This window comes from Plantibacter sp. Leaf314 (genome assembly GCF_001423185.1).
Taxonomy (GTDB): Bacteria; Actinomycetota; Actinomycetes; order Actinomycetales; family Microbacteriaceae; genus Plantibacter.
In genome coordinates this window covers 1,302,016-1,327,358 of record NZ_LMOB01000001.1, presented here as the reverse complement: position 1 = coordinate 1,327,358, position 25,343 = coordinate 1,302,016, and the positions used below count along the sequence as shown (strand labels likewise).

Annotated in this window: 17 protein-coding genes; all 17 read left to right on the top strand. The window is 70.0% G+C overall.

The features are described 5' to 3' along the window. Window positions 1-177 precede the first annotated feature (177 nt). The 17 genes from ASF68_RS06230 to ASF68_RS06155 all read left to right on the top strand — a co-directional run bounded on the left by ASF68_RS06230 (window position 178) and on the right by ASF68_RS06155 (window position 25,316). Window positions 178-1,188: a hypothetical protein gene (locus ASF68_RS06230; protein ID WP_056008231.1), complete on the top strand. Its 1,011-nt coding sequence runs from the start codon at window positions 178-180 to the stop codon at window positions 1,186-1,188. 2 nt (window positions 1,189-1,190) lie between these two features. Next, entirely contained in the window at window positions 1,191-1,691 is a 501-nt protein-coding gene (locus tag ASF68_RS06225) for a DUF6121 family protein (RefSeq protein ID WP_056008228.1), read from the top strand. An 89-nt stretch (window positions 1,692-1,780) separates the two neighbouring features. Continuing rightward, window positions 1,781-3,094, top strand: coding sequence for an FHA domain-containing protein (locus ASF68_RS06220; RefSeq protein ID WP_056008225.1), 1,314 nt, complete (start codon window positions 1,781-1,783; stop codon window positions 3,092-3,094). 133 nt (window positions 3,095-3,227) lie between these two features. Then, the gene (locus ASF68_RS06215) at window positions 3,228-3,500 is read left to right on the top strand and encodes a hypothetical protein (protein WP_157580223.1); all 273 of its coding nucleotides are present in this window, start codon (window positions 3,228-3,230) and stop codon (window positions 3,498-3,500) included. Then, window positions 3,500-5,947 carry a hypothetical protein gene (locus tag ASF68_RS06210; RefSeq protein WP_056008220.1) on the top strand — a complete coding sequence of 816 codons (2,448 nt, stop codon included), beginning with the start codon at window positions 3,500-3,502 and terminating at the stop codon, window positions 5,945-5,947. Before ASF68_RS06215 ends, ASF68_RS06210 begins: the two co-directional genes overlap by 1 nt. Next, window positions 5,934-6,563, top strand: a complete 630-nt coding sequence (locus ASF68_RS18670) for a hypothetical protein (protein WP_235526815.1) — start codon at window positions 5,934-5,936, stop codon at window positions 6,561-6,563. The genes ASF68_RS06210 and ASF68_RS18670 overlap by 14 nt, the downstream gene beginning before the upstream one ends. A 65-nt stretch (window positions 6,564-6,628) precedes the next feature. Then, window positions 6,629-11,149: an FtsK/SpoIIIE domain-containing protein gene (locus ASF68_RS06205; RefSeq protein ID WP_056008217.1), complete on the top strand. Its 4,521-nt coding sequence runs from the start codon at window positions 6,629-6,631 to the stop codon at window positions 11,147-11,149. A 121-nt stretch (window positions 11,150-11,270) separates the two neighbouring features. After that, a complete protein-coding gene (locus ASF68_RS06200) occupies window positions 11,271-11,567 on the top strand; it encodes a WXG100 family type VII secretion target (protein WP_056008215.1) in 297 nt (98 codons plus the stop codon). 46 nt (window positions 11,568-11,613) lie between these two features. Further along, the gene (locus ASF68_RS06195; RefSeq protein WP_327078809.1) at window positions 11,614-12,165 is read left to right on the top strand and encodes a putative T7SS-secreted protein; all 552 of its coding nucleotides are present in this window, start codon (window positions 11,614-11,616) and stop codon (window positions 12,163-12,165) included. Next, entirely contained in the window at window positions 12,165-13,109 is a 945-nt protein-coding gene (locus tag ASF68_RS06190) for a hypothetical protein (RefSeq protein ID WP_056008210.1), read from the top strand. The genes ASF68_RS06195 and ASF68_RS06190 overlap by 1 nt, the downstream gene beginning before the upstream one ends. Further along, window positions 13,106-14,755 (top strand): hypothetical protein, encoded by a 1,650-nt coding sequence (locus ASF68_RS06185; protein WP_056008207.1) that lies wholly within the window; start codon window positions 13,106-13,108, stop codon window positions 14,753-14,755. Before ASF68_RS06190 ends, ASF68_RS06185 begins: the two co-directional genes overlap by 4 nt. Window positions 14,756-14,815: 60 nt before the next feature. Then, the gene (locus ASF68_RS06180; RefSeq protein ID WP_056008204.1) at window positions 14,816-15,328 is read left to right on the top strand and encodes a hypothetical protein; all 513 of its coding nucleotides are present in this window, start codon (window positions 14,816-14,818) and stop codon (window positions 15,326-15,328) included. Continuing rightward, window positions 15,325-16,146 (top strand): PP2C family serine/threonine-protein phosphatase, encoded by an 822-nt coding sequence (locus tag ASF68_RS06175; RefSeq protein ID WP_056008201.1) that lies wholly within the window; start codon window positions 15,325-15,327, stop codon window positions 16,144-16,146. Before ASF68_RS06180 ends, ASF68_RS06175 begins: the two co-directional genes overlap by 4 nt. Window positions 16,147-16,156: 10 nt before the next feature. After that, window positions 16,157-17,512: an FHA domain-containing protein gene (locus tag ASF68_RS06170; RefSeq protein ID WP_157580221.1), complete on the top strand. Its 1,356-nt coding sequence runs from the start codon at window positions 16,157-16,159 to the stop codon at window positions 17,510-17,512. 1 nt (window position 17,513) lies between these two features. Beyond that, on the top strand, window positions 17,514-19,148 hold the full coding sequence (locus ASF68_RS06165; RefSeq protein WP_056008195.1) for a serine/threonine-protein kinase: 1,635 nt from the start codon (window positions 17,514-17,516) through the stop codon (window positions 19,146-19,148). Window positions 19,149-19,218: 70 nt separating this feature from the next. Next, window positions 19,219-19,968, top strand: a complete 750-nt coding sequence (locus ASF68_RS06160; RefSeq protein ID WP_056008192.1) for a hypothetical protein — start codon at window positions 19,219-19,221, stop codon at window positions 19,966-19,968. Between the two features lie 77 nt (window positions 19,969-20,045). Next, a complete protein-coding gene (locus tag ASF68_RS06155) occupies window positions 20,046-25,316 on the top strand; it encodes an Ig-like domain-containing protein (protein ID WP_157580219.1) in 5,271 nt (1,756 codons plus the stop codon). The last annotated feature ends 27 nt before the right edge of the window (window positions 25,317-25,343 follow it).

The following is a 25,343-nucleotide window of genomic DNA, read 5'->3' as shown; positions in this document are numbered from 1 at the left end:
AATCGCGCGGAGCTGAGGGGACCGTTTCCGTCGGATATGAATCAGACCTGAATCGCGTCGGACGGGAGTGCCGCGTGCTCGGCGAGCTTGCCGGGCATCGCGGCCCGGTGTTGCTACCGTGGCGGACGGAGCGCCGTGCGGGCGCTCCTGAACAGGCTTCCGCCGAAGGAGTACGCGATGAGCACCCAGAACCCCGAGCCCGGATCGTCGACCGACCCGACCACTCCGGCGGCTGCCCAGACCGCGTCTGGTACCGCCCGTCCGACCACCGCGAGCGGTGACCCCGTGGTCGAGCGGGACATCCTCTCCGAGGACACCGTCCAGCAGGACACCATCACGACGGCGGACGGCGTCGGCGCCGACCCGGTCGTCGAGGACCGGCGCGCGGCAGCTCGCAGTGACGCCGACGCCGGTGTCCGCGAGACGCGCCCGTACCGCCCGCACACCCCGCAGCGCGCGTACTCGAACGTCGATGACGACGACGACACCACGTCCACGTCGACCACTGCGGCGACGTCCCAGCAGGCCGACATCGGCGCGCACCCCTACCCGGCGGCAGCCTACGAACCGGTCGCGCGCTCCGGAGCGAGCGACACCGCCGCCGCGACGGAGACCGAGCAGCAGCAGGCCTTCCCGCTCTACGTCCAGGCGCCATCCGAGCCGGAGGTCCGCGGCAACCGCGGCTTCGGCATCCTCATCGGTCTGCTCGGCACCATCATCTTCGCCGGTCTGTACGCAGCCGCCGTCGCTGGCCTCGAGCTCGTCCTCGAGGGCGACGGCACCTTCGTCGAGAACCTCATCACGATCTCGACCAGCTGGCCCTTCCTCCTGGCGACCGCCGGGTTCTTCCTCTCCTGGGTGGTCACGGCCACGATCGTCAACCGATCCGGCTGGGTGCACTGGGTGCTCGGCGGCTTCATCATCGGGCTGGTCGTCTTCCTCGCATGGGTCGGCGGGTTCCTCATCCAGGAGCGCGCGTGGACGCTGAGTGTCGACGAGGTGCTCGCCGAAGTCACCGGCGTCGCGTTCACCTTCGGACCGGTCCTCGCGTTCGTCGTCGCCCGCGAGATCCCCGTCTGGTTCGGTGGATGGATCGCCGCCCGCGGACGCAAGGTCCGTGAGGCCAACCTCGAGGCCCGCGCCGAGTACGAGCGTGTCCTCGAGGCCGGACCGACGACCGCCCGCTGAGCATGACCGACCGCGACCGCGAGCGGGAGCACGGGGCGCCAGGGCCCTGGTGGGTCGCTCCGTTCGCGGCGATCACCTATGTCGCGCTCGTGGTCTGTGCGTTCGGCTTCATCAGTCTGCTGGCGGATCTCGATGTGGTGACCGACCCGGACGCGGGGCCGCTGACCGGCCCGTTGATGGTCGTCGTGGCCGCACTCGTGGTGCTCTGGGCGATCATCCGTGAGACGCGCCGGACGCCGGTGCGCGTCTCGGTGGGATCGGCCGTCCTGGCCGGGCTGCTCGCGTGGCTCGCCTACGGGGTCAGTGGCGGGATCTTCGATGCGGTGGCGAGTCGGGACGGAGCCGATGCGGCCGCGTTCGCGGTCACGACGCTGACGGGACCGTTCTCGGTGACCGTCGGGGTGTTGGCGCTCGTCATCGTGCTCGCCGCAGCCGCGGTGGCGACCTCGTCGACCGGCGGCCGGCCGACACCGCGGTGGCCGTGGGAGCGCGGCGGCATCTGATCCCGGCGGGCTCACGCGCCGACGCGCCGCTTGCGCGATAATCGTTGCGTTGCTGCCGTCGGCCGACGGCGCCTGGGGAGGAACCACCGATGCGATCACCCGACCCGACCGACACCGGTCTGGAACTCGACCTGGCGGGCACCGCCGACGAGCTCGTCGCGCTCGTCCAGGCTGCGGTCGCCGACTCCGGCGCGGATGCGCAGACGACCAGGCACTACGTCGCGATCGACGGTGGGACGAACGCCGACATCCGCTTGCGCGTGGTCTCCGTGGACGACCCGGCGCCGCTGCTCGCCTTCGCCATCACGACGGCCCCGTCCGCCCGGGGGACCGCAGCGGCGACCTTCATCCTGCAGCACGGCGTCCAGAAGAAACGACGGCAGCGCACGCTGCTCGGCGAGCAGCCGTTCCTCGCGTTCCTGCACGCGCTGGCCGCGCTCGTGGCCGAGTCGGATCCGGGCGCGTCGGCGACGGTGCGCGTGCACGGCGCGAGGACCGAGCTCGCCCCGATCGCCGCGGAGTCGTCGACCGGCGGGTCTTCCCTGCCCGACGCCGCGCCCTCCGCCACCCCGACCGGTGCGGCGCCCGTCGCCTCCGCGTGGCCGGTCTCCTCCGGTGGCGAGCTCGCGGACGGCACCGATTCCTTCGTCGCTCCTCCGGGAGAGGCGCCGAGCTTCCTCGCGCAGCCGGTCGATGCGCCACCGGCTCCTGACGTGCCGGCGCCCGATGCCCAGGCGGCGCCCCCGGAGCCGTATGCTTCCGCCGTCACCCCGTCGGACCGGGGACCGGAACATGAGCCGAATGCCGTCCCCGTCGTCGCCGCCCCACCGCTCGGTGCGCCGCAGTTCCGCCAGCCGCCGGCGGCCATCCCGCAGTCGTCGCAGGACGCCTCCTCGACGTCCTCGGTGGCACCGGAACTCCAGATCACCGTCCCGCCCGGACTGATCGCGTCGGCACCGCCCGGGTCCGACAGGCCTGCGTCGACGTCGAACCCCACGCCGCCGCCCGACGGCCCCGTCGCGACGCCCCAGGCCGATCTCGGCGCGACGGTCGTCTCCTCGTCGACGCGGGGCGGCGACTTCGCCCTCGAACTGCCCGACGGCGAACGCATCCGGCTCCGTGGGCCGGTGCTCCTCGGTCGCAACCCGTCGGCGCGTCCTGAGCAGCCCGACGCCGAACTGCGGGCACTCGTCGACCCGCGGATGTCCGTCTCCAAGACGCACACGGCCGTCGTGCCCGGGCGTCGGTCGCTCCGGGTGACCGACCTGCACTCGACGAACGGCACGACCATCACGGACGCGTCCGGTGCCGTCACGGTCTGCCAGCCGGGTGAGGCCTACGTCGTCGAGGCGGGTTCGACGATCGGGATCGGCGAGTTCCCCATCCGGGTGATCGCCGGGTGAAGCCGTTCCGGCGCATGGGGAGTGCTCCCCATCGTCGCGCCGGACGCTCTCGGATACGCTGAACGACGTACCCGCCGGACGAGCAACCGGCGGGCGGTGCAGGTCCGCTGCGCCGGTTCCATGAAGGGGAATGATGAGCGAGCAACCACTCGTCGTACACGGGGCGGAGATCCTCTCCGTCGCCGCGCCACTGACACCGAGCGGCTCCGGCCTGCCGCAGAACATCCCACTCGACTTCTCCGGTAGCTGCAGCAGCGCCGTGACCGCCGCAGCGGAGAGCTTCGCGATGTGGGTGTCGGTGCACGTCTCCCTCGCCGGCTCGGCGATGGTCGAGGCCGGGAAGTCGGCGAGCGACATCGTCAGCACGTGGGATTCGACCGATACGCAACTGGGTGGGCAAGGCTGATGGCGAACTGGACAGCAGACACCCCCGGTCAGATCGACTCCGGGTCTCTGGCGACGACTGCGACGACGCTCCAGACGACGGAGACGAGTCTGACCGAGGCGCGCGACACCGCTGTGACGGCGCAGGGTGGCATCACCGATTCGATCTGGAGCGGAGAGGCCGCGACCGCCTGGGTCAACTCCCTGTCGACGCCCATCGGCAAGATCAATGCGGTGGTTCCGGAGATGGCGGCGGTCCGCGCGGCGATCGCCACGTACACCACGACCGTCGAAGACATCAGGACGCGTGCGACGAGCTACAAGGAGACGATCGTCCAGGCGACCCTCCTGGCCACGGTGCAGTACATGGATGCCATCGGCGGGCCGGATCCGGCACAGCAGGCGCTGCGCGACGAGCAGCACCAGACGGCCCTGAACGATAAGGCGAAGGCCGAAAGCCTCCTGGAAGCGCTCTCCACAGAGCGTGAGGAAGCCGACGCCCAGCTTGTCACCGCACTGTCCACGCCTGGTGGCGACAACTGGGACGCCCAGCAGGCGGCCCTCGCGGCCATCGGCATCACCTCCGCCGCCGGCCTCACCCCGGACGCGATCGCCAAGGGCATGGCCGAACTGGGTTCCGAGCTCGCCAAGAACGGGATCTACGACGCCGAGGACGCTGCCAAACTGCAGTCGCTCTACGCGTTGTACGGCAACGACCCGGTCGTCATGTCGAAGATGAATCTCGCCATGGGTGGCGAGGACGTCATCTCGCTGATCAACGCGATCGACAAGGCCGGTGCTGATGGATGGTTGGCGCCCGGCGCGGCACTGCTGCTCGCACAGTCGGTCCGCGGCGGGCTCTCCGTCGGTTCACAGCGTTGGAACGAGGAGACCGGCGACAAGTTCGCCCAGGAACTGTACGACGGCTCCGCATCCGTTCACGGCACGGACAGCTGGACCAGCCTGGCCTTCCTGTTCGGCGATGAACAGGGCAACCCGATCGGCGTCACCACCACGGTCGGACTGGCGGACATCGCTGACGAGATGGAGCGCGGCAACCCGGGCTCCAGCGCGGGGATGTACGGTCCCGGCCAGGGCATCATGGGCCCGAACGGCTTCCTCTCGCTCGCGGAAGCTGAGCAAGCGGGTTACGACGTCAACCGCCTCGGCGATTGGACCTCCCGCGTCTTCAGCACCCTCGGCGAGTACCCCGAGGCGGCCATGGACTGGCTGACGAGCACCGAGACCGATCCCTACTTCGACAGTCCTCAGTACGCGAGCGACCCGAACCTGAGCGCAGCCTACGACAGCGACAAGCTCGGAGCGAACCGGATCGACTACTGGTTCGGTCGCCGGGATTCCGGACTGGACGGATTCGAGGGAGTGCTCGCGCTCTGGGCGGGTGCTGAGTCGATTCCCGGCGGTCCGACGGATGCTGGGACATATTCTGAAGATGCCTGGAAGCAGGCCGCAAAGCTGAGCCACGATGTCATCTACCAGCTCGTCGGCGAACCGAAGGACAGCCAGTATCCCCCCGATCCGGACGAGTTCAGGCCAGGCAATCCCCACTTCCAGATCGAGAACGTCAGCGACCTCGGCGGAGTGAAACTCGCTGCGGCCCTTGCTCCGCAAATACCCGGCCTGATCGAGGACCCGATCGTCTCCCCCTCCGGGGAGCGTCCCTCTACCGGTGGCCCGATTGCGAACATCAATGCGTACGGTATCGCCGTGGACGCGAACGGTGATCCGGTAGCGAAGCTTCCCTACGCGAACGTCTCACCAGCTGCATTGGCACAGATCCTCGGTATCGCCGGCAGCTCGAGCGGCGGCGCGGAAGCGCTGACGATCGTCCTCGACGACTACAGGGATGTCTTGATCGGCGCGACTGAGCTTGGGGCTTACGCACCTGCGGATGCGGCGACGAGGCTGGCCTTCGTGCAGGACGTGTTGGCGGGGAGCACTGATGGCGTGGATCTCGCTGCAGCCACGCGTCGTGACGAGGCCGTGGACTCCGCCATCGGTCTCGTCGAGACGGGCGTTGGCATGCTGCCGATTCCAGGGCTCGACAAGTTGATCGGCTCGGTGGGCGACGAGCTCGCCGAGAAGCTTCTCTCGGAGGGCGCTGGGTACGTGCGTGGTCAGTTGACGGACGCGGCGACCGGGGCGGTGAGTGACATCTGGGCCGGGAGCCATGACGATGTGGAAGCCGCGATCTCGGACGGAGCCCTGACGAGATCACAGAGCACGCAGATCCAGATCGCCAGGACGCTGTTCGAGTTCGGAGCCGTGCCCGGAGTCGAGCCTCCGCCGGCCAGCGACCCGGTGGCACAGTATGCGTGGGTCGAGGAGCACCGAGACGACTTCGATAAGGCGTTCACCGGTAATCCCAATGGCTCGCTGGACCTCAACCGCGTTGCCGGTGACGCTGATGCCAGATACTCGCTCTTCCGTGGCCATGCCGAAGGTTGAGCGCACGACGCTCGTGGTCTTGGCGCTGATGTCGGTCATCGTGCTCGCAGGATGCGCGCCGACGAAACAGCAACCCCTGCCCAGCCCGACCTGGTCCGGATCAGCTCCGACCGGGCCATTGGAATCGGACACTTGGGTCGTCGGAGCCCGAGCATCCCTCAGCGCGCAGGCGATCGCGCAGAACCGCAACGACTTCTCGCTCGATGTCCTGACGAACACCACCGGGGAAGAACTCCGTACCCGACTCTTCACCAGTGCTCGGGAGAGCGTGCGCGCGGGGAACGAAAGCGTCGTGTCGCCCGGCCCGACGCCGTTCGCTCCGTCCGAAGTCGTTGTCGCCGACGATGACGCATCGGCAGTCGTTCGCGGGTGCCTCGCTGATGACTGGGCATCGTCCGACGGCGCAGTACCATCCCGACTCCGAGCTCACGGAGTGGAATTCCGACTCCAACGCAGCGGGGATCGCACGCTGATGGTCGAGAACGCAAGCGTTCCAGGGCTGGACTGTTCCCAGGCGGAGCTGCCGATAGCCCTGTTCTCACCAGCCCCCGAACCGTCTCAGGTCTCCGACCCTGCCGACATCGTGAGACCCGCACCGGTCGCGGACGACGAGTAGCCGACACCCGTCGCTAGGCTGATCGAGGCCGTGTCCAACGGCCCGCACCTCCAAGGGGACCCTGCATGCGCATCAAGCTGACGTTGACCAGGCCGTCGGGTTCGTCCGCCGACATCGTCGTGACCACCGATGCGGCGGCGAGCATCGCCGAGGTCGCATCGACGATCGCGCGCGTCGATCCGCAGGGGCCCGACTCCGCCAACGCCGACTTCACCTTGCACGCCCGTCTGCCGGGGTCGACCGAGACGCTCCCGCTCCCGCCCGAGGCACCCATCGGTGAGGCCTGGGTGGGCTCCGGTGCCGTCATCGAACTCGCCGACGCCGGGGTCTACTACTCCGCGGCGCGCACGGGCCAGGCGCCCGCCGTCGCCGTCGTCCGCGTCCTGTCGGGCGACGACGCCGGCCGTGAGTTCACGTTGCCGGCCGGAAGCTGGACCATCGGACGCGAGGCGAGCTGCGATGTGGTCCTCGACGACCCGCTCGTGTCCAAGCGGCATGCCCGCCTCGAAGTCGGCGGCGAGATCGAACTCGTCGACCTCGGCGCGGCGAACGGCATCGTCGTCGACGGTGGCATCGTCCCGCGGCTCAAGGTGGTCGAGCCGGAACGCGTGCTCATCGGCGACACCGAGGTCGAGATCGGCTTCGCCGGGACCGTCGGTCGCGCCGGTGTCGTCCCGAAGGCCGGGCCCGTCTACTTCAACCGCTCCCCTCGGGTCGAGCAGCGGTACGCGGGGGAGACGTTCCCCGCCCCCGAGCCGCCGACCGAGCGCGAGAACCAGCCGTTCCCGCTCCTCGGCATGCTCACGCCGATGCTGCTCGGTGGTGCGATGTACTTCTTCACGAAGAACCCGTTGTCGCTCATCTTCATCGCCATGACGCCGCTCATGCTCATCGGCAACTACTTCACCGGCCGAGGTCGGAACAAGCGCAAGCTCAAGCAGCAGATCAAGATCTTCGACGAGCGGCTCGAATCGCTCGGCAAGCAGCTCGCGGCGGAGCGGGAGATCGAGCACGACGTCCGCATGCGCGAGGCGCCGTCGACCTCGGAGGCGCTGAAGCACGCCCTCACCCGCGGCCCGCTGCTGTGGACCCGCCGCCCGGAGCACTGGTCCTTCCTGAACCTCCGGCTCGGCGTCGGCACCATGCCGTCGCGGAACGAGGTGTCGGCGAAGGCGCGCGACAGCTTCCTGCCGGAGTTCCAGGAGCGACTCGAGAAGCTCAAGGACGAGTACGCCACGGTCGCCGACGTCCCCATCATCGACAACCTCTACGACGCCGGCGCACTCGGTATCGCCGGGTCGCCGCAGACCGCCGGCGGCGCCGTGAACGGCATCCTCGTGCAGCTGACGGCGCTCCACTCGCCGGCCGAGGTCGTCGTCGCCGCCATCGTGTCGCCCGCCTGGTCCAACGCCCTGTCGTGGGTGAAGTGGCTGCCGCACGCCTCCTCGTCGAACAGCCCGCTCGACGTCGGACACCTCGCCGACAGTGTGTCGAGCGGTAACCAACTGCTGGCGGCCATCGAGGAACTCGTCCAGACCCGGCTCCAGGCGGCCAGGGCGGGGGACGCGCGCCGTGGTGCCATCTCCGAGAAGCAGGCGGCGCAGGAACGCGGTGCCGACATCGGCACGAAGAGCTCGAACGACACCGGCACGAAGTCGCCGATCCCCGCGATCGTGCTCCTCATCTCCGACGACGTCGGCGTCGACCGCGCGCGGCTCGTCCAGCTGGCGGAGATCGCCGCGGACGCCGGCGTCTTCCCCATCTGGATCGCCGACGAGGTCGTCTCCCTGCCGGCCGCCTGCCGCACCTTCCTGCGGGTCCCCGAAGCCGGAGCAGGCGTCGACGCACCCGCGACCGTCGGCATGGTCCGACTCGGGTACTCGGTCGACGACGCCCGTCCGGAGTTCATCGACCCCGTGACGGCGCTCGACTACGCCCGGCGCATGGCCTCGGTGATCGACGCGGGCGCCCTCGTCGAGGACTCGAGCGACCTCCCGCGTTCGGTCTCGATGGTGACGCTGCTCGGTTCGGAGCTGACGACGTCGAGCGACGCCGTGGTCGACCGCTGGCGGCAGAACTCCTCGATCCACGACCGCACCCCCGGGCTTCCGCCGAAGCCCCGCCGGGCCGGCCAACTCCGCGCGACCGTGGGCTCCGGCGGTGTCGATGCCATGCACCTCGACCTCCGCTCGCAAGGCCCGCACGCGCTCGTCGGTGGGACGACGGGTGCCGGGAAGAGCGAGTTCCTGCAGGCCTGGGTCCTCGGGATGGCGGCGGAGTACAGCCCCGACCGCGTCTCGTTCCTCTTCGTCGACTACAAGGGCGGTTCGGCCTTCGCCGACTGCGTGACCCTCCCGCACTGCGTCGGCCTCGTCACCGACCTCAGCCCCCACCTCGTCCGCCGTGCCCTGACGAGCCTCCGCGCCGAGCTGCACTTCCGCGAGCACTTGCTCAACCGGAAGAAGGCCAAAGACCTGTTGGAGCTCGAGAAGCGCGGCGACCCGGACTCGCCGCCCGCTCTCGTCCTCGTCATCGACGAGTTCGCGGCGCTCGTCGGCGAGGTCCCGGAGTTCGTCGACGGCGTCGTCGACATCGCCCAGCGCGGTCGGTCCCTCGGCATCCACCTCATCATGGCCACGCAACGCCCGGCCGGTGTCATCAAGGACAACCTGCGCGCCAACACCAACCTCCGGGTCGCCCTCCGCATGGCCGACGAGTCGGACAGCCAGGACGTCGTCGGCGTCAAGGACGCGGCGCACTTCGACCCCGGCGTGCCCGGCCGCGGCATCGCGAAGACCGGGCCAGGGCGCCTGAGCATCTTCCAGTCCGGGTACGCCGGCGGGTGGACGAGCGACGAACCCGAACGCTCCGACATCGAGGTCCGCGAACTGCGGTTCGGTGGCGACACCCGCTGGGAGGAGCCGCGAGCCGCGGACGCCGAGGAGGAACGCGACCTCGGCCCGACCGACCAGCAGCGCCTCGTCGCCAGCATCATCGCCGCCGCCGACCGCGCGTCGATCCCCGCGCCGCGGCGACCATGGCTCGACGAGCTGGCCCCCGTCTACGACCTCAGCAAGCTCCGGCAGCGGTCCGACGCCGAACTGCTCATCGGCGTCGCCGACCTGCCCGACTCGCAGGAGCAGCGACCCGTGTACTTCCGCCCGGACGTCGACGGCCACATCGCCGTCTTCGGCACCGGTGGTTCCGGCAAGAGCACGGTCCTGCGCACCCTCGCGACGGCAGCCGGCATCACGCCGCGCGGTGGGCCCGTCGAGGTGTACGGCCTCGACTTCGGCGCGGGGAGCCTGCGCATGCTGGAGGCGCTGCCCCATGTCGGTTCGATCATCCCCGGTGACGACCAGGAGCGGGTCATCCGGTTGCTCCGGCACATCAAGGAGATCATCGACGACCGCAGCGTCCGGTACGCGGAGGCGAACGCGTCCTCCATCACCGACTACCGCCGGGTCTCCGGCCGGAACGACGAGCGCCGGATCCTGCTGCTCGTCGACGGGTTCCAGTCCTTCCGGCAGGAGTACGAGACGACTCTCGGGCTGTCCTCCTGGTACACGCTGTTCCAGCAGCTCATCACCGACGGTCGCCAGCTCGGCGTGAACATCGCGTTCTCCGCCGACCGGCCGGGGTCCGTGCCGACGAACATCAGCGCGGGTGTGCAACGCCGCGTGGTGCTGCGGCTGGCGGACGAGACGGGGTACCAGCTCCTCGGCGTGCCGAAGGACGTCCTCGGGCCGGAGTCGCCCGCCGGACGCGCGATCGTCGACGGTCTCGAGGTCCAGGTGGCCATCCTGGGCGGCTCGCCGGTGCTGTCGGAGCAGTCGCTCGCGACCGTCAAGCTCGCCGAGGCGATGTCGAGGGCCGGCGCCACGGTCACGGCGCCACCGATCGGCGCGCTCCCGAAGGAGATCGAAGCACGCGAGCTCCCCGACCGCGTCGGCGACCGCCCGACGCTCGGCATCGGCGACGCCGACCTCGCGCCGCTCGGCTTCGACCCCTCCGGTGCCTTCCTCGTCGGTGGCCCGCCCGGGAGTGGCCGCACGAACGCCGTCGCGGCGCTCGTCGGTGCCATGCGCCGCTTCGACCCGGCGACCCGATTCGTCTACTTCGGTTCCAAGCGCTCGGACCTGCTCCGCGAACTGCGGTTCGACGAGTCGGCCGTCACCCCGGAGACGATCGTCGAACAGGCGAAGGCGTTGTCGGCGGCGATCGCGGCGGAGACGGTCACCACGCGCACCGTCGTCGTCATCGAGACGATCTCCGACTACCTCAACGGCATCGCCGACCCGCCGCTCGTCGAGCTGATCAAGGCCATCAAGCGCAGCGACCACCTGGTGATCGCCGAGAACGAGGTGTCCGGCTGGTCGTCGTCCTGGCCACTCATGGGCGAGATCAAGAGCGCCAGGCGCGGCATCCTCCTGCAACCGGAGCAGATGGAGGGCGACCTCGTCCTCCGGACCACGTTCCCGCGGCTCGCCCGCAAGGACTTCCCGCCCGGGCGCGGGATGTACGCGAACCGTGGTGCGCTGTCACGCGTGCAGGTGCCGATCGCCCCCGAGTTCCCGCTCGTTTGAGGGCCGACAGACACCGGCGGGGAGGGCATGGGGAGTGCTCCCCATGTGTTCCCGACAGGCGTTGTGGTTACATGATGAAGGCACCGACGGTGCCGGTGACCACAACGAAGGAGCAAGAGACATGGCCAACATCAACGTCAACTACAGCGAGATCAAGCAGGCCGCCGTCAACCTGACGACGGGCAAGGGCGAGGTCGAGACGACGCTCAACCGCCTGCAGACCCTCATCAACAACCTCGTGTCCTCCGGGTTCCAGACCGACACCGCGTCCGGCACCTTCAACGAGACCTACACGGCCTTCACGCAGAGCGCGACGGTCACCATCCAGCACCTCGACAAGCTGTCGGGCTACCTCAACAACGCTGTGACCACGCTCGAGCAGACCGACGCGGCGCTCGCCGCCGGCGCCGGCCAGTAGTCACCACCGTCGGCTTCGCTCTGCGCGCCCTCCCGACACCTCGTCGGTGAGGGCGCGCGGTCGTTGTCGAGCCTTGAACCGACGAACCGACGAGGAGCGAGCCGTGTACGGCGACACCCAGCAGATCAGACTCCGGGCGACCGAGCTCCGGGCCCTCGCGACCGAGGTCCGAGGCAGGGCGGGCGAGCTGCGATCCGCAGCCGAGCTCTCGTGGACCTCGACAGCCGCGGACACCTTCGTCGAGCAGCTCGGCACCCGGGCGGTGTCGCTCGAGACCTCCGCGACGCAACTCGACGACGCCGCGACGAAGCTCGACGAGCACGCGACCGCGGTCGACCACGTGAAGCAGATGATCGAGGACGCCGCCCGCTGGGTGGGCGACCGCTGGAACGACGCGGTGAACCTCGTCTCCGGCGCCGTCGAGACCGTGAAGGACGGGGCCGCGAAGGTGTTCGAGTTCTTCGGCCAGGAGGTCCCGGACTTCCTCGTCCACCAGGCGAAGGACATCGTCGCCTCCACCCCGTCGCTCCCCAGCCCCGGCGATCGCGGCTGGCTCGATCTCGCCGACCTCTACCGCAGCCGAGGATGGACCCCCTGATGACCACCACGCGCACCCGGCCGGCTCCCGCCGCCGCCGCGTTCCTCCTGTCCGCCGACGAGCTGCACGTGCTCGAGCACCGGACCCCGCACCTCGTGCTGCCCCACGCCTTCCACACCGAGTGGGGCTCCGAGGTGTCACCAGACGAGATCCGCGAGCGCGAGCTGCGAGCCGTCGCCCGACTCCGAGAGCGACGACTCCTCGCCCACGGCGACGGCGGCGTTCCAGACGACCTCACGGCCGACGTCGATCCCGATTTCGCCGCCTTCCTGTCGATGCCCCAGTTCGCGACGGCGGCCGTCGACTCGTCGTGCTGGACCTTGGACCGGACGGCGATCCAGTCCGTCTCCGTGATCGGCGCGCATGCCCTGGCGTTGTTGCGGACGCAGCGGGTCGATCACTCGGATGCCTCGCTCGCGGAGCACGGCACGGCCGCACGCGATGAGGACGCGATCGAGATCCGCGCCTTCGACACGGCCGGGTTGGCACAGCAACTCCTCCGACCACTCTCCGCGCTGCACGACGTCCCCGACTCCCGAGGCCGCTCGACGGACGTCGTCGTCCTCCCGCTCGCCGATGCCGAGGCGCTCGTGCTCGCCCTCCGCCAGGACCGACCCGATGTCGTCGGCGCGGTCGTCGAGCAGCTCCACAGTCCGCAGGCCGCGTCCCTCCTCGGTGGACTCGCCAAGCGCATCGACGGTGGGTTCCGGCTCGACGCGCTGTCCCGGCTCGGAAGTCCAGCACGCCGGTGGACGGACACCTGGCTCCGGAGCTCCGACGGGTGGGTGGCCGTGACGGTCGACACCCCGGACATCGATCCGTCGCGCACGGATCCGACCGCCGTCGCCGAGGCGAGCCGGGTCTCGCTCCGGGCGGTTCGGCGCGCGGACATCGTCGCCGAGGTGCTCACCATCGCGGCCCAGATCCAGGGAGCACGGGCATGAGCGACATCACGGTCTCCGGAGGCACAGGCGGCGTCGGCGCGAAGCTCGACGACATGCGTCTGCAGGCCCAGCAACTCGCCACGCTCTCGAACGAGCTCATCGGCCGCTCCGGGACGGCCGCCGCGAAGGCCGTCGACGGCGATCTGCTCGAGTCGATGCTGCTGTCCCCGATGACCGGGGCGGCGGCGGAGGGCGCCATCGTGCTGGCCTCCGGTTCCCTGCTGCTCGTCGCGACCGAGACCGGCGTCTCTGCCGTCTTCCTCGAGGGCGCCGTGGTCGCGTACGAGACGGCCGACCAGATGATCGCCGCGGCGACGGTCGCGCTGCACAACGGTGTCGCCTTCGTGATCGGCGTCCTGGCGGTGCCGGTGGGCCTCGTCATCGCGGCGGGCGTGGTGGTGGTCGGTGGGGCGTGGATGCTCACCGTCGCCGGTGTGAACGTCGTCGTCGAGGGGGTCGACTCGCTGGTGGAGGGCGCCCAGCAGACGCTGGATCAGATCGGCGACAACCCCTGGTTGTTGCTGTCGCCCGCCGGAGTCGCCGCAGCGTTCGCGACCAACTCGGTCTCCGCCTACTCGCCGCAGGAGGTCGTCGACCGGACGGCGGCGACCTACGCCGACGCGCTGTCGAGGCTGCAGGACCTCGCCCCGGTCGCGGCTCAGGCCGCCAACGAGTGGTTGGGCGAGAACGCCTGGATCGCGGACATCCTCACCGACGGTGCCCCGGGTCTCCTGGCCGGCCTCACGTTCCTCCCCGGCCTGGTCCCCGGCTTCAACGGGCTCATGTCGGTCCTCACCGGCCAGGGCTGGCCGCCGCTCACGTATGAACAGGCGATCGCGGCCATCGCCGGTGGTGGCGGCCGGTTCGGACTCTTCGAGGACGGCCAGGGCGGCCTCGCCATGGACCCGGACAACCCGACGCAGCCGCTTGCCGTGCCTCGGGACCGGACGGTCACCGACCTCGGTGACCTCATGCAGGGCTCGGCCGACATCGACCAGGGTGAGGAAGAGCTCAGCAACATCCGCGTGATCCAGTCGGCCGGACCGCCGCCGAGCTGGATCGTGCAGATCCCGAGCACGCAGGTCTGGGACCCGCACGGCGGAGCGATCTCGAACGACCTCACCTCGGACATCGCGGCCATGCAGGGCGGACAGACCGCGCTCAGTCAGGCGGTGAAGGACGCGATGGCTGCGGCCGGCATCTCGCCGACGGACCCGGTGATGCTCGAGGGCTTCAGTCTCGGCGGGATCACGGCCGGGCTGTTGGCCTCGGATCCTGATCTCGGGTACAACGTCACCCACGTCGTCACCGCGGGTTCACCGATCGCCCGGTTCGACATCCCCGACGACGTGCAGGTCCTCTCGATGGAGTTCAACGAGGACCCCGTCGCGCGTCTCGACGGGCAGGGGAACCCGGATTCGGCGAACTGGACGACCGTGCAGGGTGATGCACCGAGACTCGGCGGCGTGAATCCGGAACAGCAGGATCCAGGGATCGCGGGTGCCCACAATGCACAGCGGTACGAGATCATGGCGGATCAGACGACGTCGTCGGGAGACCCGAGCGTCGAGTCGTACCTGGACTCGGCGAGTGGCTTCTTCAGCGGTGATCAACAGGTGACCGACTACAGTCCTACGCGGAGATGATCGAATGCGGCCTGCCACCGGGTCGCCCCTCCGCAGCCCGTTCCGACCGTGAGGCCCTCCATGCGCATCAGTACCATCGTCCGATCCGGGGCCGTGTCGGTCGTGCTGTTGGGGCTCCTCACCGCTTGCGGGACCGGAGCACCGACGGCGCAGCGGAACCCGACCCGCAGCCCTGAGCGGCCCCTGGCGGCCGTCGAGGAAGCGGTCGCGGAGGTCCCCGGCGCCGACTTCCGTGCCGCCCGCGCCTGGGACGGCACGACGGCCTACGTCACCGCGACGCTCTCGGCCACCGACGCGTTCACCGGCGACCCCGGCGCCCTGGTGGACTACTCCCTCGCGCAGCTCGCCTCGCAGGACGAGCTCGACCGCGGTCGGTTCGTGCGGTTCGCGTTTGACGCCCCCGGGCAGACCGTCGAGTCGACGATCGCGATCCTCGCGACGCTGGACATCGCGTCCGAGCAGTACGCCGGCGGTGATTCCGTGGAGCTGTCCAGCTCCGACCTCGACGCCCGGTACGGATCCTGGCCAGGCGAGGTGCCGACCCTCCCCGCTGCGTTGGGAGGCACGGGATGACGACGATCGAGACGCCCCGATCCACCCACGTCCTGCGGAGCGAGGGCCGCACCGACACCGGCCTCGTCCGACGGCTCAACGAGGACGCCTTCTACGCGGGCGCTCCGGCCTTCGTCGTCGCCGACGGCATGGGCGGGCACGAACGCGGCGAGGTCGCCAGCCGGGAGGTGGCCGCCGCGCTCGAACGGGGCATCCCGGTCGGCACCCCCACGACGACCGAGGCGGTGGTGACGACGATCGTCGCGGCCAACGCCGTCATCCGGAGCATCCCGACACCGAACGGGGTCATCGGCACGACGGTCGCGGGTCTCGCCCTCGTCGCGCTGTCCCCGCAGACCGATCTGCACTGGATGGTCTTCAACGTGGGGGACTCCCGGGTCTACACGTGGACGGACGGCGTGCTCCGGCGGATCACCGTCGACCACTCCGCCGTCCAGGAGCTCATCGACGCCGGTTCCCTGACCGAGGCGGAGGCGCGTGAACATCCCGACCGCAACATCGTGACGAAGGCGATCGGCGTCGAGGCCGGCATCGACCCGGACGTCTGGTTGCTCCCGGTCGCCGGACGGCAACGGTTCCTGCTCTGCTCCGACGGGCTCACCGGCGAGCTCACCGACGAGGGCATCGCCGAGGTCCTCTCGCAGGGCTTCGAGGGTGCCGCAGACCGCCTCGTGGAGCTCGCGCTCGCTGCCGGCGGACGCGACAACGTGACCGCGCTGGTCGTCGATGTCGTGTCGACCTCGCTCATGTCCAGCGGGCCCGGCTACGATGACGCGGGTGGTCTCGGGTATCTTGAAGAGACGATGCCGCGAGGCTAGAGGAGTGGCCGTGTACTCGTACGAAATGGAACCGGCCGAGGTCCGCCGTTGGCTCGCTGTGGCGGCGCCCGGCAGGCTCGTGCTGGTCGACGCCCAGGGCGACGACGCCGCGGCTGCGGCCTTCGCCGCAGACCTCCCCGGCGACGCCTCGCTCGCGTTGATCGTCGACCGCCTCGCCGCCGGCGGTCTCTCGAACACGCCCGCGTTCGCGGCGGCCGTGTGGGACGAGTCGGGCGCGACGGTCATCGTGCGCGGGCTCGCCGCAGCCGTCGTGACGAGCGATGCCGGGACCGAGACGGTCCTGGGCGCCCGGGCGACCACCTGGGTCGAGGAGCACCACGCCGACGCGGTCAGCGTGACGCTCCGCAGCGACCAGCCGAACCCTTCCGGTGTACGGCTGCCGCTCGGGTCCGGCGCCGTCTGGACCACCTCCATCACGGCGACGCTCGACGAGGATGCGACCGCCGCCGTCCCCGCTCCGGCTGCAGACGAGCCCCGGTCGACCGAGTCGTCGACCAGCGCGCCGACCGCGGCGGAGCAGCTCGCCGCCCCGCACGTCCCATCCCCGGCGGAGCCCGCCGCGTCGGTGGCGTCGCCGTCGGCCGCCCCTGAGGATGAGGCGGGCGACGACGAGTCTGCCCCTGAATCGCCCGTCGAGCCGGCACAGCCGCTCCACGTCGTCCCGTCCGTCTCCGACACCCAGTTCTTCCACGACGAGGACGACCCGGACGCGCCCCAGGCACCCCCGGAGGAACCCGTCGATGAGGGCTACGACTTCCTGTTCGGCCAGACCGTGCTCCGTCCGGTCGGCGCGGCAGCCGTCGACGAGGCCGGCGACGCCGAACGCGCGGCGACCCAGCTGGCCGCCGAGCAGCAGGCTGCGGCGACGGCTGCGCCCGAGGCCCCGGTCGCGGAGGCGACGGAGCTCGGCGACCACGACGGCCACACCATCCTCGCGGAGGACCTCGCGGCCCTCCGTGCGCGTCGCGCGGCGGAGACCCCGCCCGCGCGGTCCACCACCCCCGCGGCCACACCGCTCACCTACCTCGAGCTCCCCGGCGGCACCCGGCAGTCGCTCGCGTCACCGGTCGTCCTCGGTCGGGCACCGAGCGTCTCCCAGGTCCCCGCATCGGTCGTCCCCACGCTCGTCACCCTCGCCGGCGACGACATCTCGCGGAGCCACGTCCGCGTGGCGGTCGAAGGCGGCACGGTCGTCGTCACGGATCTGCACTCGCGGAACGGCACCCAGGTCGTCCTCCCCGGCCAGGCGCCGCAGTCCCTCCGTCCGGGGGAGTCGACCCCTGTGATCGTCGGAACCGTCATCGACCTCGGCGGCGGCGTCGCACTCCGCGTCCGAGAGGGCTGACGTGCGTCGTTCCCCCTCACAACCGCCGGCCATCCCCGGACTGCGGTTCGAACGACAGCTCGGAGCGGGCGGGTTCTCCGACGTCTTCCTGTACGAGCAGCAGCTGCCGAGGCGTCAGGTGGCCGTCAAGGTCCTCCTCGCCGAGCACCTCAGTGAGCAGACGCGTGAGGCGTTCGTCGCCGAGGCGAACCTCATGGCGCAGCTGTCGGCGCATCCGTACATCGTCACGATCTACACGGCGGACGTCGCACCCGACGGTCGGCCGTACCTCGCCATGGAGTACTGCGCCGGGCCGAGCCTCGCCGAACAGGCGAAGCTGCGCCGGTTCCCCGTCGCCGACGCGCTGCGCACGGGTGTCCGCCTCGCCAGTGCGGTCGCCACCGCGCACGCGGCCGGCATCCTGCACCGCGACATCAAGCCGGCCAACGTGCTCACGAACGCCTACGGCTGGCCGGCACTCACCGACTTCGGCATCTCCCAGGCCGTCGAGCTCGAAGTGCCGTCGGCCGTGGAGGGCCGCCCGGGGGACGTGGGTTCGACGGGGGCCTCCGGAACGCAGACGGTCGGTCTGTCGATCCCGTGGTCGCCACCCGAGATGTTCGAGGACGAGCCACGACCCGACGTCCGGTCGGACGTCTTCTCCCTGGCCGCCACGGTCTACACCCTGCTTGCCGGACGGACGCCCTTCGAGATCCCGGGCCAGTCGAACGGCGCGGCCGACCTTATCAGCCGCATCGAGCGAGGGACCGTCACCCCGCTCGGGCGTGACGACGCACCCGCCTCACTCGTCGCGACGCTGCAGAAGGGCCTCGCGAAGGACCGCGCCAACCGCTTCGACAGCGCCGTCGACTTCGCCCGCGCGTTGCAGCGGGTCGAGATGGAACTCGCCTACGCGCCGACGCCCATCGACATCCCGAACCTCGTGCAACCGCCGTCGCAGGCCCCGCGGCAGGACCCGAGCGGCAGCGCCTCCGACGAGACCCGGGTCCGACAGGTGCCGTCGGTGGAGGCTCAGCCCCGGCCGGGTGTGCAGCCCGCGCTCGGCGACGAGACGGTGGTGCGGTCGGCCGGTCCGCTCGTCCAACCGATCCAGCCCTCGGCACCCATCGTCATCGGCGCATCCGCCTCGGCACCGTCCGAGACGATCCGTCGCGACCGCCTCGAGCCGGCCACGACCGAACCGACGACGGACCCGACGGACGACGCCGTACGGCTCGCCAAGCGCCGCCGCCTGACGCGGTGGCTCGTGGTCGGTGGCGTCGCGGTGCTCGCCGTCGGTGGAATCGCCGCCGGCATCGTCTGGCAGGGCGCCGTCACCGACCCGAAACCGACGGCGGCGGCGACCGGCGCGCCGATCCAGCTGAGCGACGTCCCCTCGCCGAAGGCGTTTGGGGTGAACATCAGCGAGGACGGCAGCGTCGTCACGTTCATCTGGGACAATCCGGACCCGAAGGACGGCGACACGTACATCTACCAGGTGACGAGCGGCGGCAAGGACTCGCCGAAGGTCCCGACCTCGACCTACGCGGTCGATCTCAAGCCGAGCGCCCCTGGCGCGCAGCTCTGCATCGAGGTGGTGATCGTCCGAGCGGGCGTCACCTCACCGGACCCACTCGAGATGTGCTCACAGCAGTGACCTCGACACGGTGCCGGACGAGCGCGGCGGGAACGGACACGACGACCATGGACAGCAAGGGGAGCAGACGATGACCACGGACGAGGCGACGAGGAAGACCGCGGTACGCGTCGAGTTCTGCGGCGAGCAGTACGAGGTCGACGCACGGCAGCCGTTCCTCATCGGACGGGAGGGCGACCTCGTCGTCGACGAGAACCCGTTCCTGCACCGCACCTTCCTCAGCATCACCTTCGACGCCGGGCTCTGGTGGCTCACGAACATCGGCAACACCCTCTCCGCGACGGTGACCGACACCACCGGGAACGTGCAGGCCTGGCTCGCCCCCGGTGCGCGTCTCCCGATCGTCTTCCCCGAACTCCAGGTGCTGTTCAGTGCCGGGACGACGACCTACGACTTCACGATCACCTCGGACCTCGAGTACTTCAGCCCGTCGCAGCTCTCGACGACCACGGCGGGCACGACGACGGTCGGACCGATCCATCTCACGAGCAGCCAGCGCCTGCTGATCGTGGCGCTCGCCGAGGACGTCCTCCGGCAGGCGTCACCTGGGCGTGGGGAGATCCCGGCCTCGGCGGCGGCGGCGGCCCGGCTCGGCTGGAGCCAGACGACGTTCAACCGCAAGCTCGACAACGTCTGCGACAAACTGGACAAGTTCGGCGTCCAGGGGCTGCGCGGCGGGCCCGGCAAACTCGCGACCGGACGCCGCGCTCGGCTCGTCGAGTACGCCGTGTCGACCCGCCTCGTGGACGCCAGCGACCTGCCGCTCCTCGACCACGCCGAGCAGGCGGCGGTCGACGAGGGACAACCGGCCCGGGGTTGACCCTCGCAACCGTTTTCCACGCCTCACTTGTTTGTTAGAGTGACTCCGCGTTTGCAGTGCGGTCGCTCGACCGCGCGTTGACCGAACACATCTGGGGGATCGTGAGCAACTGGAGCGGCTGGCTGCGCAAGCGCAAGACCGCGGCCTCGATCACGGCCCTGTCGGTCCTCGTCGCCGTCCCCGTGACCGCGGCCCTCATCCACCAGGGCTTCCCGGTGACGGAGGTGGACCTCGAGTCCCGCGACGTCTGGGTCACGAACGGCGAATCGCTCCTGGCCGGCCGTCTCAACGACCAGATCTCCGAACTCGACGGCGCGGTCTCGACGGCGTCGAACAACGCCGACATCCTGCAGAACGGCGACGATGTCTTCCTCCAGGACAAGGCGCTCTCCTCGCTCGAGCGCATCGATCCGGCGTTCACGAGCCTCATCCAGCGGGTCTCGCTGCCCACCGGCGCGACGGTGCACTACGGCGGCGACCGCCTGTCGGTCGTCGCGGGGGAGACGGGCAAGCTCTGGTCGGTCGACGCCGCCGGCGAGCTCCGCTTCGACCCCACCGAGACGAAGCCGATCGTCTCCATCGGCAAGGCGGGACAGGCGGTCGTCACCTCGACGGGCACCATCCTCGCGGTGGCGCCCGCCAAGGGACGCCTCTACCGGATCCTGCCGGACGGCACGAAGACCGAGTCGAAGCTCCCGAAGCTCAAGGACTACCAGCTGAGCGCCGCCGGTGAGCAGGCGGTCATCCTCGACCTGAAATCCGGCGACCTCGTGAAGCAGGACGGCTCGGTCGTCGAGCTTCCGGGTGATCCGCTCAAGATCCAGGAGCCCTCGGCGACGGACGACAGCGCCGTCGTCGCGACCGGTGACTCCCTGGTCCGCATCCCGCTCGGTGGCGGCGACCCGGAGGTGCTCGACGCGGACGTCCTCACCGCGGCGACGAGTGCGGACGAGGTCACGGCGCCGGTCAACCTCGACGGCTGCATGCACGGCGCTTGGGCCTCGTCCAGCCGCTACGCCGCCGAGTGTGCCGACAAGAAGCCGGTCATCGAGGACATCAACCCGGAGACCATCGGGCAGCAGCTCGTCTTCCGCGTCAACCGCTCGGTGATCGCGCTCAACAACGTCCAGACCGGCAACTCCTGGCTCGTGCAGGCGAACATGCGGCTCGTCGACAACTGGGACGAGGTGACGCCTCCGCAGGAGGAGGACGGCGAGGACGGCGACGAGAAGGCGTCCGAGCAGTCCTTCGAGGACACCCTCGCCGAGCGCACCGAGGAGAACCGCCCGCCCATCGCCCGCGACGACGCGTTCGGGGTCCGTCCGGGCCGCGCGACGGTCCTGCCGCTCCTCGACAACGACTCCGACGCGGACGGCGACGTCCTCACGATCCAGAACACGAGCGACGTCTCCGCGGAGACGGGCAAGCTCGAATTCATCGACGGCGGCCGGGCGCTCCAGTTCACCCCGGCCGAGGGCTTCGTGGCCGGAACGACGTCGTTCCGCTACTCCGTGAACGACGGCCGTCCTGGTGGTGTGGCGGATGCCGTCGTGAGCCTCGCCATCAAGCCGCCGGAGGTCAACGAGCCGCCGACGTCCCATCGAGAGGCGGCGGTCTCGGTCGAGGCCGGGCAGACGGTCACCTACAACGTGCTCGCCGACTGGCGCGACCCCGACGGCGACGACATCTTCCTCCAGTCGGCGTCGCCCGCATCCAGCGACCTCGTGCGGTTCACGCCGGACGGCTTCGTCACGTTCACCCATGCCTCGCCCGAGATGGGCCCGCGCGACGTCAAGTTCGTGGTGTCCGACGGCGTGACCTCGGCGGAGGGCACGCTCAAGGTCGACGTGCAGCCGGCCGGTGCCTTGAGCCCGATCGGTACCCCGGACTTCGTGTCGACGTTCGTCGGTGAGTCCGCCCAGGTCCTGCCGCTCGCGAACGACCAGTCGCCGAGCGGCGCACCGCTCGGCCTCATCGGTGTCGACGCCCTGCAGGGCGGGCTCGTCTCATCGCCGAGCCTCGAGAAGCAGTCGGTCACCGTCTCCTCGAACGAGCCGGGCACCTACTACCTCAAGTACACGCTCGGCGCGGGTATCGCGTCGAGCATCGGGCTCATCCGCGTGGACGTCCTTGAGAAGCCGACCGATGTGCGGCCACCCGTCGCGGTGAAGGACGAGGGCTACCTCCGCCCGAACGAGACGATCACGATCCCGGTCCTCGCCAATGACGAGTCACCGGGTGGGCAGGTCCTCGCCGTGCAGTCCGTCTCCGTGCCTGACGAGTCGGGTTCGCTGTCCGTCGAAGTCCTCGACAGCGCGGTCATCCGGGTCTCGTCCTCGGCGCCGATCGAGCGGCAGCTCCAATTCACCTACGTGGTCTCCGACGGTACGTCCACGGCGACGGCGGCCGTGACCGTCGTGCCCGTGCCGCCGTTGCCGAAACATCAGGCGCCGGTCGCCACCGACGACGCGATCGTCGTCCGCGCCGGCGACATCGCCAATGTCGCGGTCCTCGAGAACGACTACCACCCGGACGCCGCCGTCATGCTCGTCGACCGCACCCTCGTCGACCCGCCGACCGCAGGACTCGCGTTCGTCGACGACGACGAGGTCCGCTTCCAGGCCCCGAGCGAGCCCGGCACCTACACGACCACCTACCGCGTCTACGACACGTTCGGCGAGGCCGACACCGCCACGGTCACGTTCAACGTGGTCGGTGAGGACAAGAAGAACAACCAGCCGCCCGTCCCGCAGTTGCTCACCTCGCGCGTGTTCGCCGGCGCGACGGTCCGTGTCGACGTCCCGCTCGACGGCCTCGACCCGAACGGCGACTCCGTCGTCGTCGACGACATCGCGTCCGCGCCGCTCCTCGGCCGGGTCATCGAGCAGGGGAGCACCTGGTTCGTCTACGAGGCGGCACCCGACTCCTCCGGCACGGACACCTTCCAGTACCGCGTGAAGGACACCTACGGTGCGGTCGCCGTCGGCACGATCAAGATCGGCGTGATCGGCCGGCCGGAGGTCGACGGGCAGCCGAACGCCGTCGACGACTACGTCGAGGTGTTGCCGGGCAAGGTCGCCTCGGTCCCGGTGCTCGGGAACGACTCCGACCCGAACGGGTACAAGCTCAAACTCGAGCCGAAGCTGCTGTCGGTCGACGACGGCCTGACCGCCGAGGTCAGCAAGAGCCGCGTCGTCATCGAGGTGCCGGAGGAGGAGGCGTTCTTCACCGTCCGCTACCAGATCACCAACGGCAAGGGCGGGATCGACAGCGCCTACATCCAGGTCAAGGTGACGAAGGACGCGAAGCCGCAGTACCCCGAGGCCGACGACCACGTGCTCGAAGATTCCGACATCGTGGGCAAGTCGACGATCGACGTCGACGTGCTCGACGGTGCGCAGAACCCCGGCGGTGTCGTCGGCGACCTGCAGCCGAGCCTCGAGGGCGCGAACGCCGCCTCCGGCGAGGTCCGCGACGGCGACACGATCCGCGTCACGCTCACCGACCGTCGGCAGGCGATCGCCTACCGGCTGACGGATCCGGTGACCCAGCTGAGCGGTGCCGCGTTCATCATCGTGCCGGCGGCCACCGACGGTGAGCCACCGCGGATGAAGAGCCCGCTGCCGGAGCAGATCGTGAAGGTCAACGAGACGCGCACCTGGAAGCTGTCGGACATCGCCGAGGCGCCGTCCGGCAAACCGGTGACGATCGCCTCCGAAGGCAGCGTCGTGAACTTCCGCGGCAACGGCACCTCGAGCTACGTCGACGACGCGACGATCACGTTCACCCCGGCCAAGGACTACCGCGGTCCGGCGTCGGTGAGCTTCGAGGCGACCGACGGCCGCGAGAGCAAGCTGCTCACCCTGCCGATCACCGTCGGCGATCCCGACCTCGAGGACGTGCCCCCGACGTTCACCCCGGTGACGATCCCCGTCGAGGCCGGCGAGCCGGCGATCGTCGTCGACCTGCGTGCCTCGAGCGACCACCCCAACCCCAAGATCCTCGCTGCGCTGTCCTATCAGGGCCTCACCGGGACGTCGGCGGGCATCCAGGCCACCCTGTCCGGCTCGCAACTGTCCGTCTCGGCGCCGCAGGGCACGCAACCGGGGACCTCCGCGACGCTGAACTTCACGGTGACGTACAAGGAGTACTCGATCCCCGGTTCGGTGCAGGTGCAGGTCGTGTCGTCGACGCGACCGCTGCCGCGGGCCATCGACGACCGCGTCGAGGAGGGCCGCAAGAACAAGGCCGAGCCGGTCAACGTGATCGCGAACGACTACAACCCGTTCCCCGACACCCCGCTCAAGGTGCTCGACGCCACCGTGGAGAGCGCCCCGGCCGGCGGGGCGACGGCCACCATATCCGGCGGCACGGTGACGGTCACCCCCGGTTCGTCCAAGAGCGGCACGGTGAGCGTGATCTACACGATCCAGGATGCGACGAACGACCCGAACCGACGGGTCCAGGGACGCATCACCGTGGTCGTGAAGGACGTGCCCGATCCTCCTTCGCTCAGTCTGAAGAGTGCGAAGAGCGGCAAGATCACGGTCGTCGTCGGCGGTTCGCCGGCGAGCAACGGTTCACCGATCGAGTACCACGCGGTCAAATGGAGCGGCGGCGGCGAGAAGCAGTGCGCCCCCGGCAACGATTGCACCTTCGACGTGACGAACGGCCAGAACTACACGTTCACCGCCTACGCGGAGAACGCCGTCGGTCCGAGCGCGGGCTCGAATGAGATCTCCGCAACCGCTTACGGCGTCCCGAGCGCGCCGCAGAACGTGTCGCTCAGCTCGTCCGGCGACGCTCCCGCCAAGCTGTCCATGCGCTGGTCCGCACCGGCCGACACCGGTGGCAAGATCGACTCCTACGCCTGGCGTCTCGTCAAGGGGTCCAGCGTCGTGTACCAGGGGTCTACCGGGGGCACGAGTGCATCGCAGGACGGCGTTGCCGCGGGCACGTATCAGCTCTACGTCTCCGCAACCGGTCCTGGTGGGACCGGTCCCGAGGGCGGCCCGGCTGAGGTCACGGTCAAGGACCCGCCACCGCCAGACCCTCAGGGCAACATCAGCAAGGGTCCAGGTCCCATCCGCTGCGTCAGCGACGGACGCGTGGGCTGTTACCCCGTGGTCATCAATTGGAGTGACCTCCCGGCGGGCTCCTATCGACTCGATCTCTACGAGAACGGCTCTGTGGTGAGCACCCTCGCCAGTGTCGACGCCGGAGCAAGCGGGAGCGCCCAGTTCACCCGTCACTACGGCAAGACGGACTTCTCGCTGTTCGTCCGGTTCACCCGCCTCTCGGACGGCAAGTACTACGACCTGGCAAAGACCAACGGCACCGACTGGTGACCGACTCGTCGCCACCACCCCTGACAC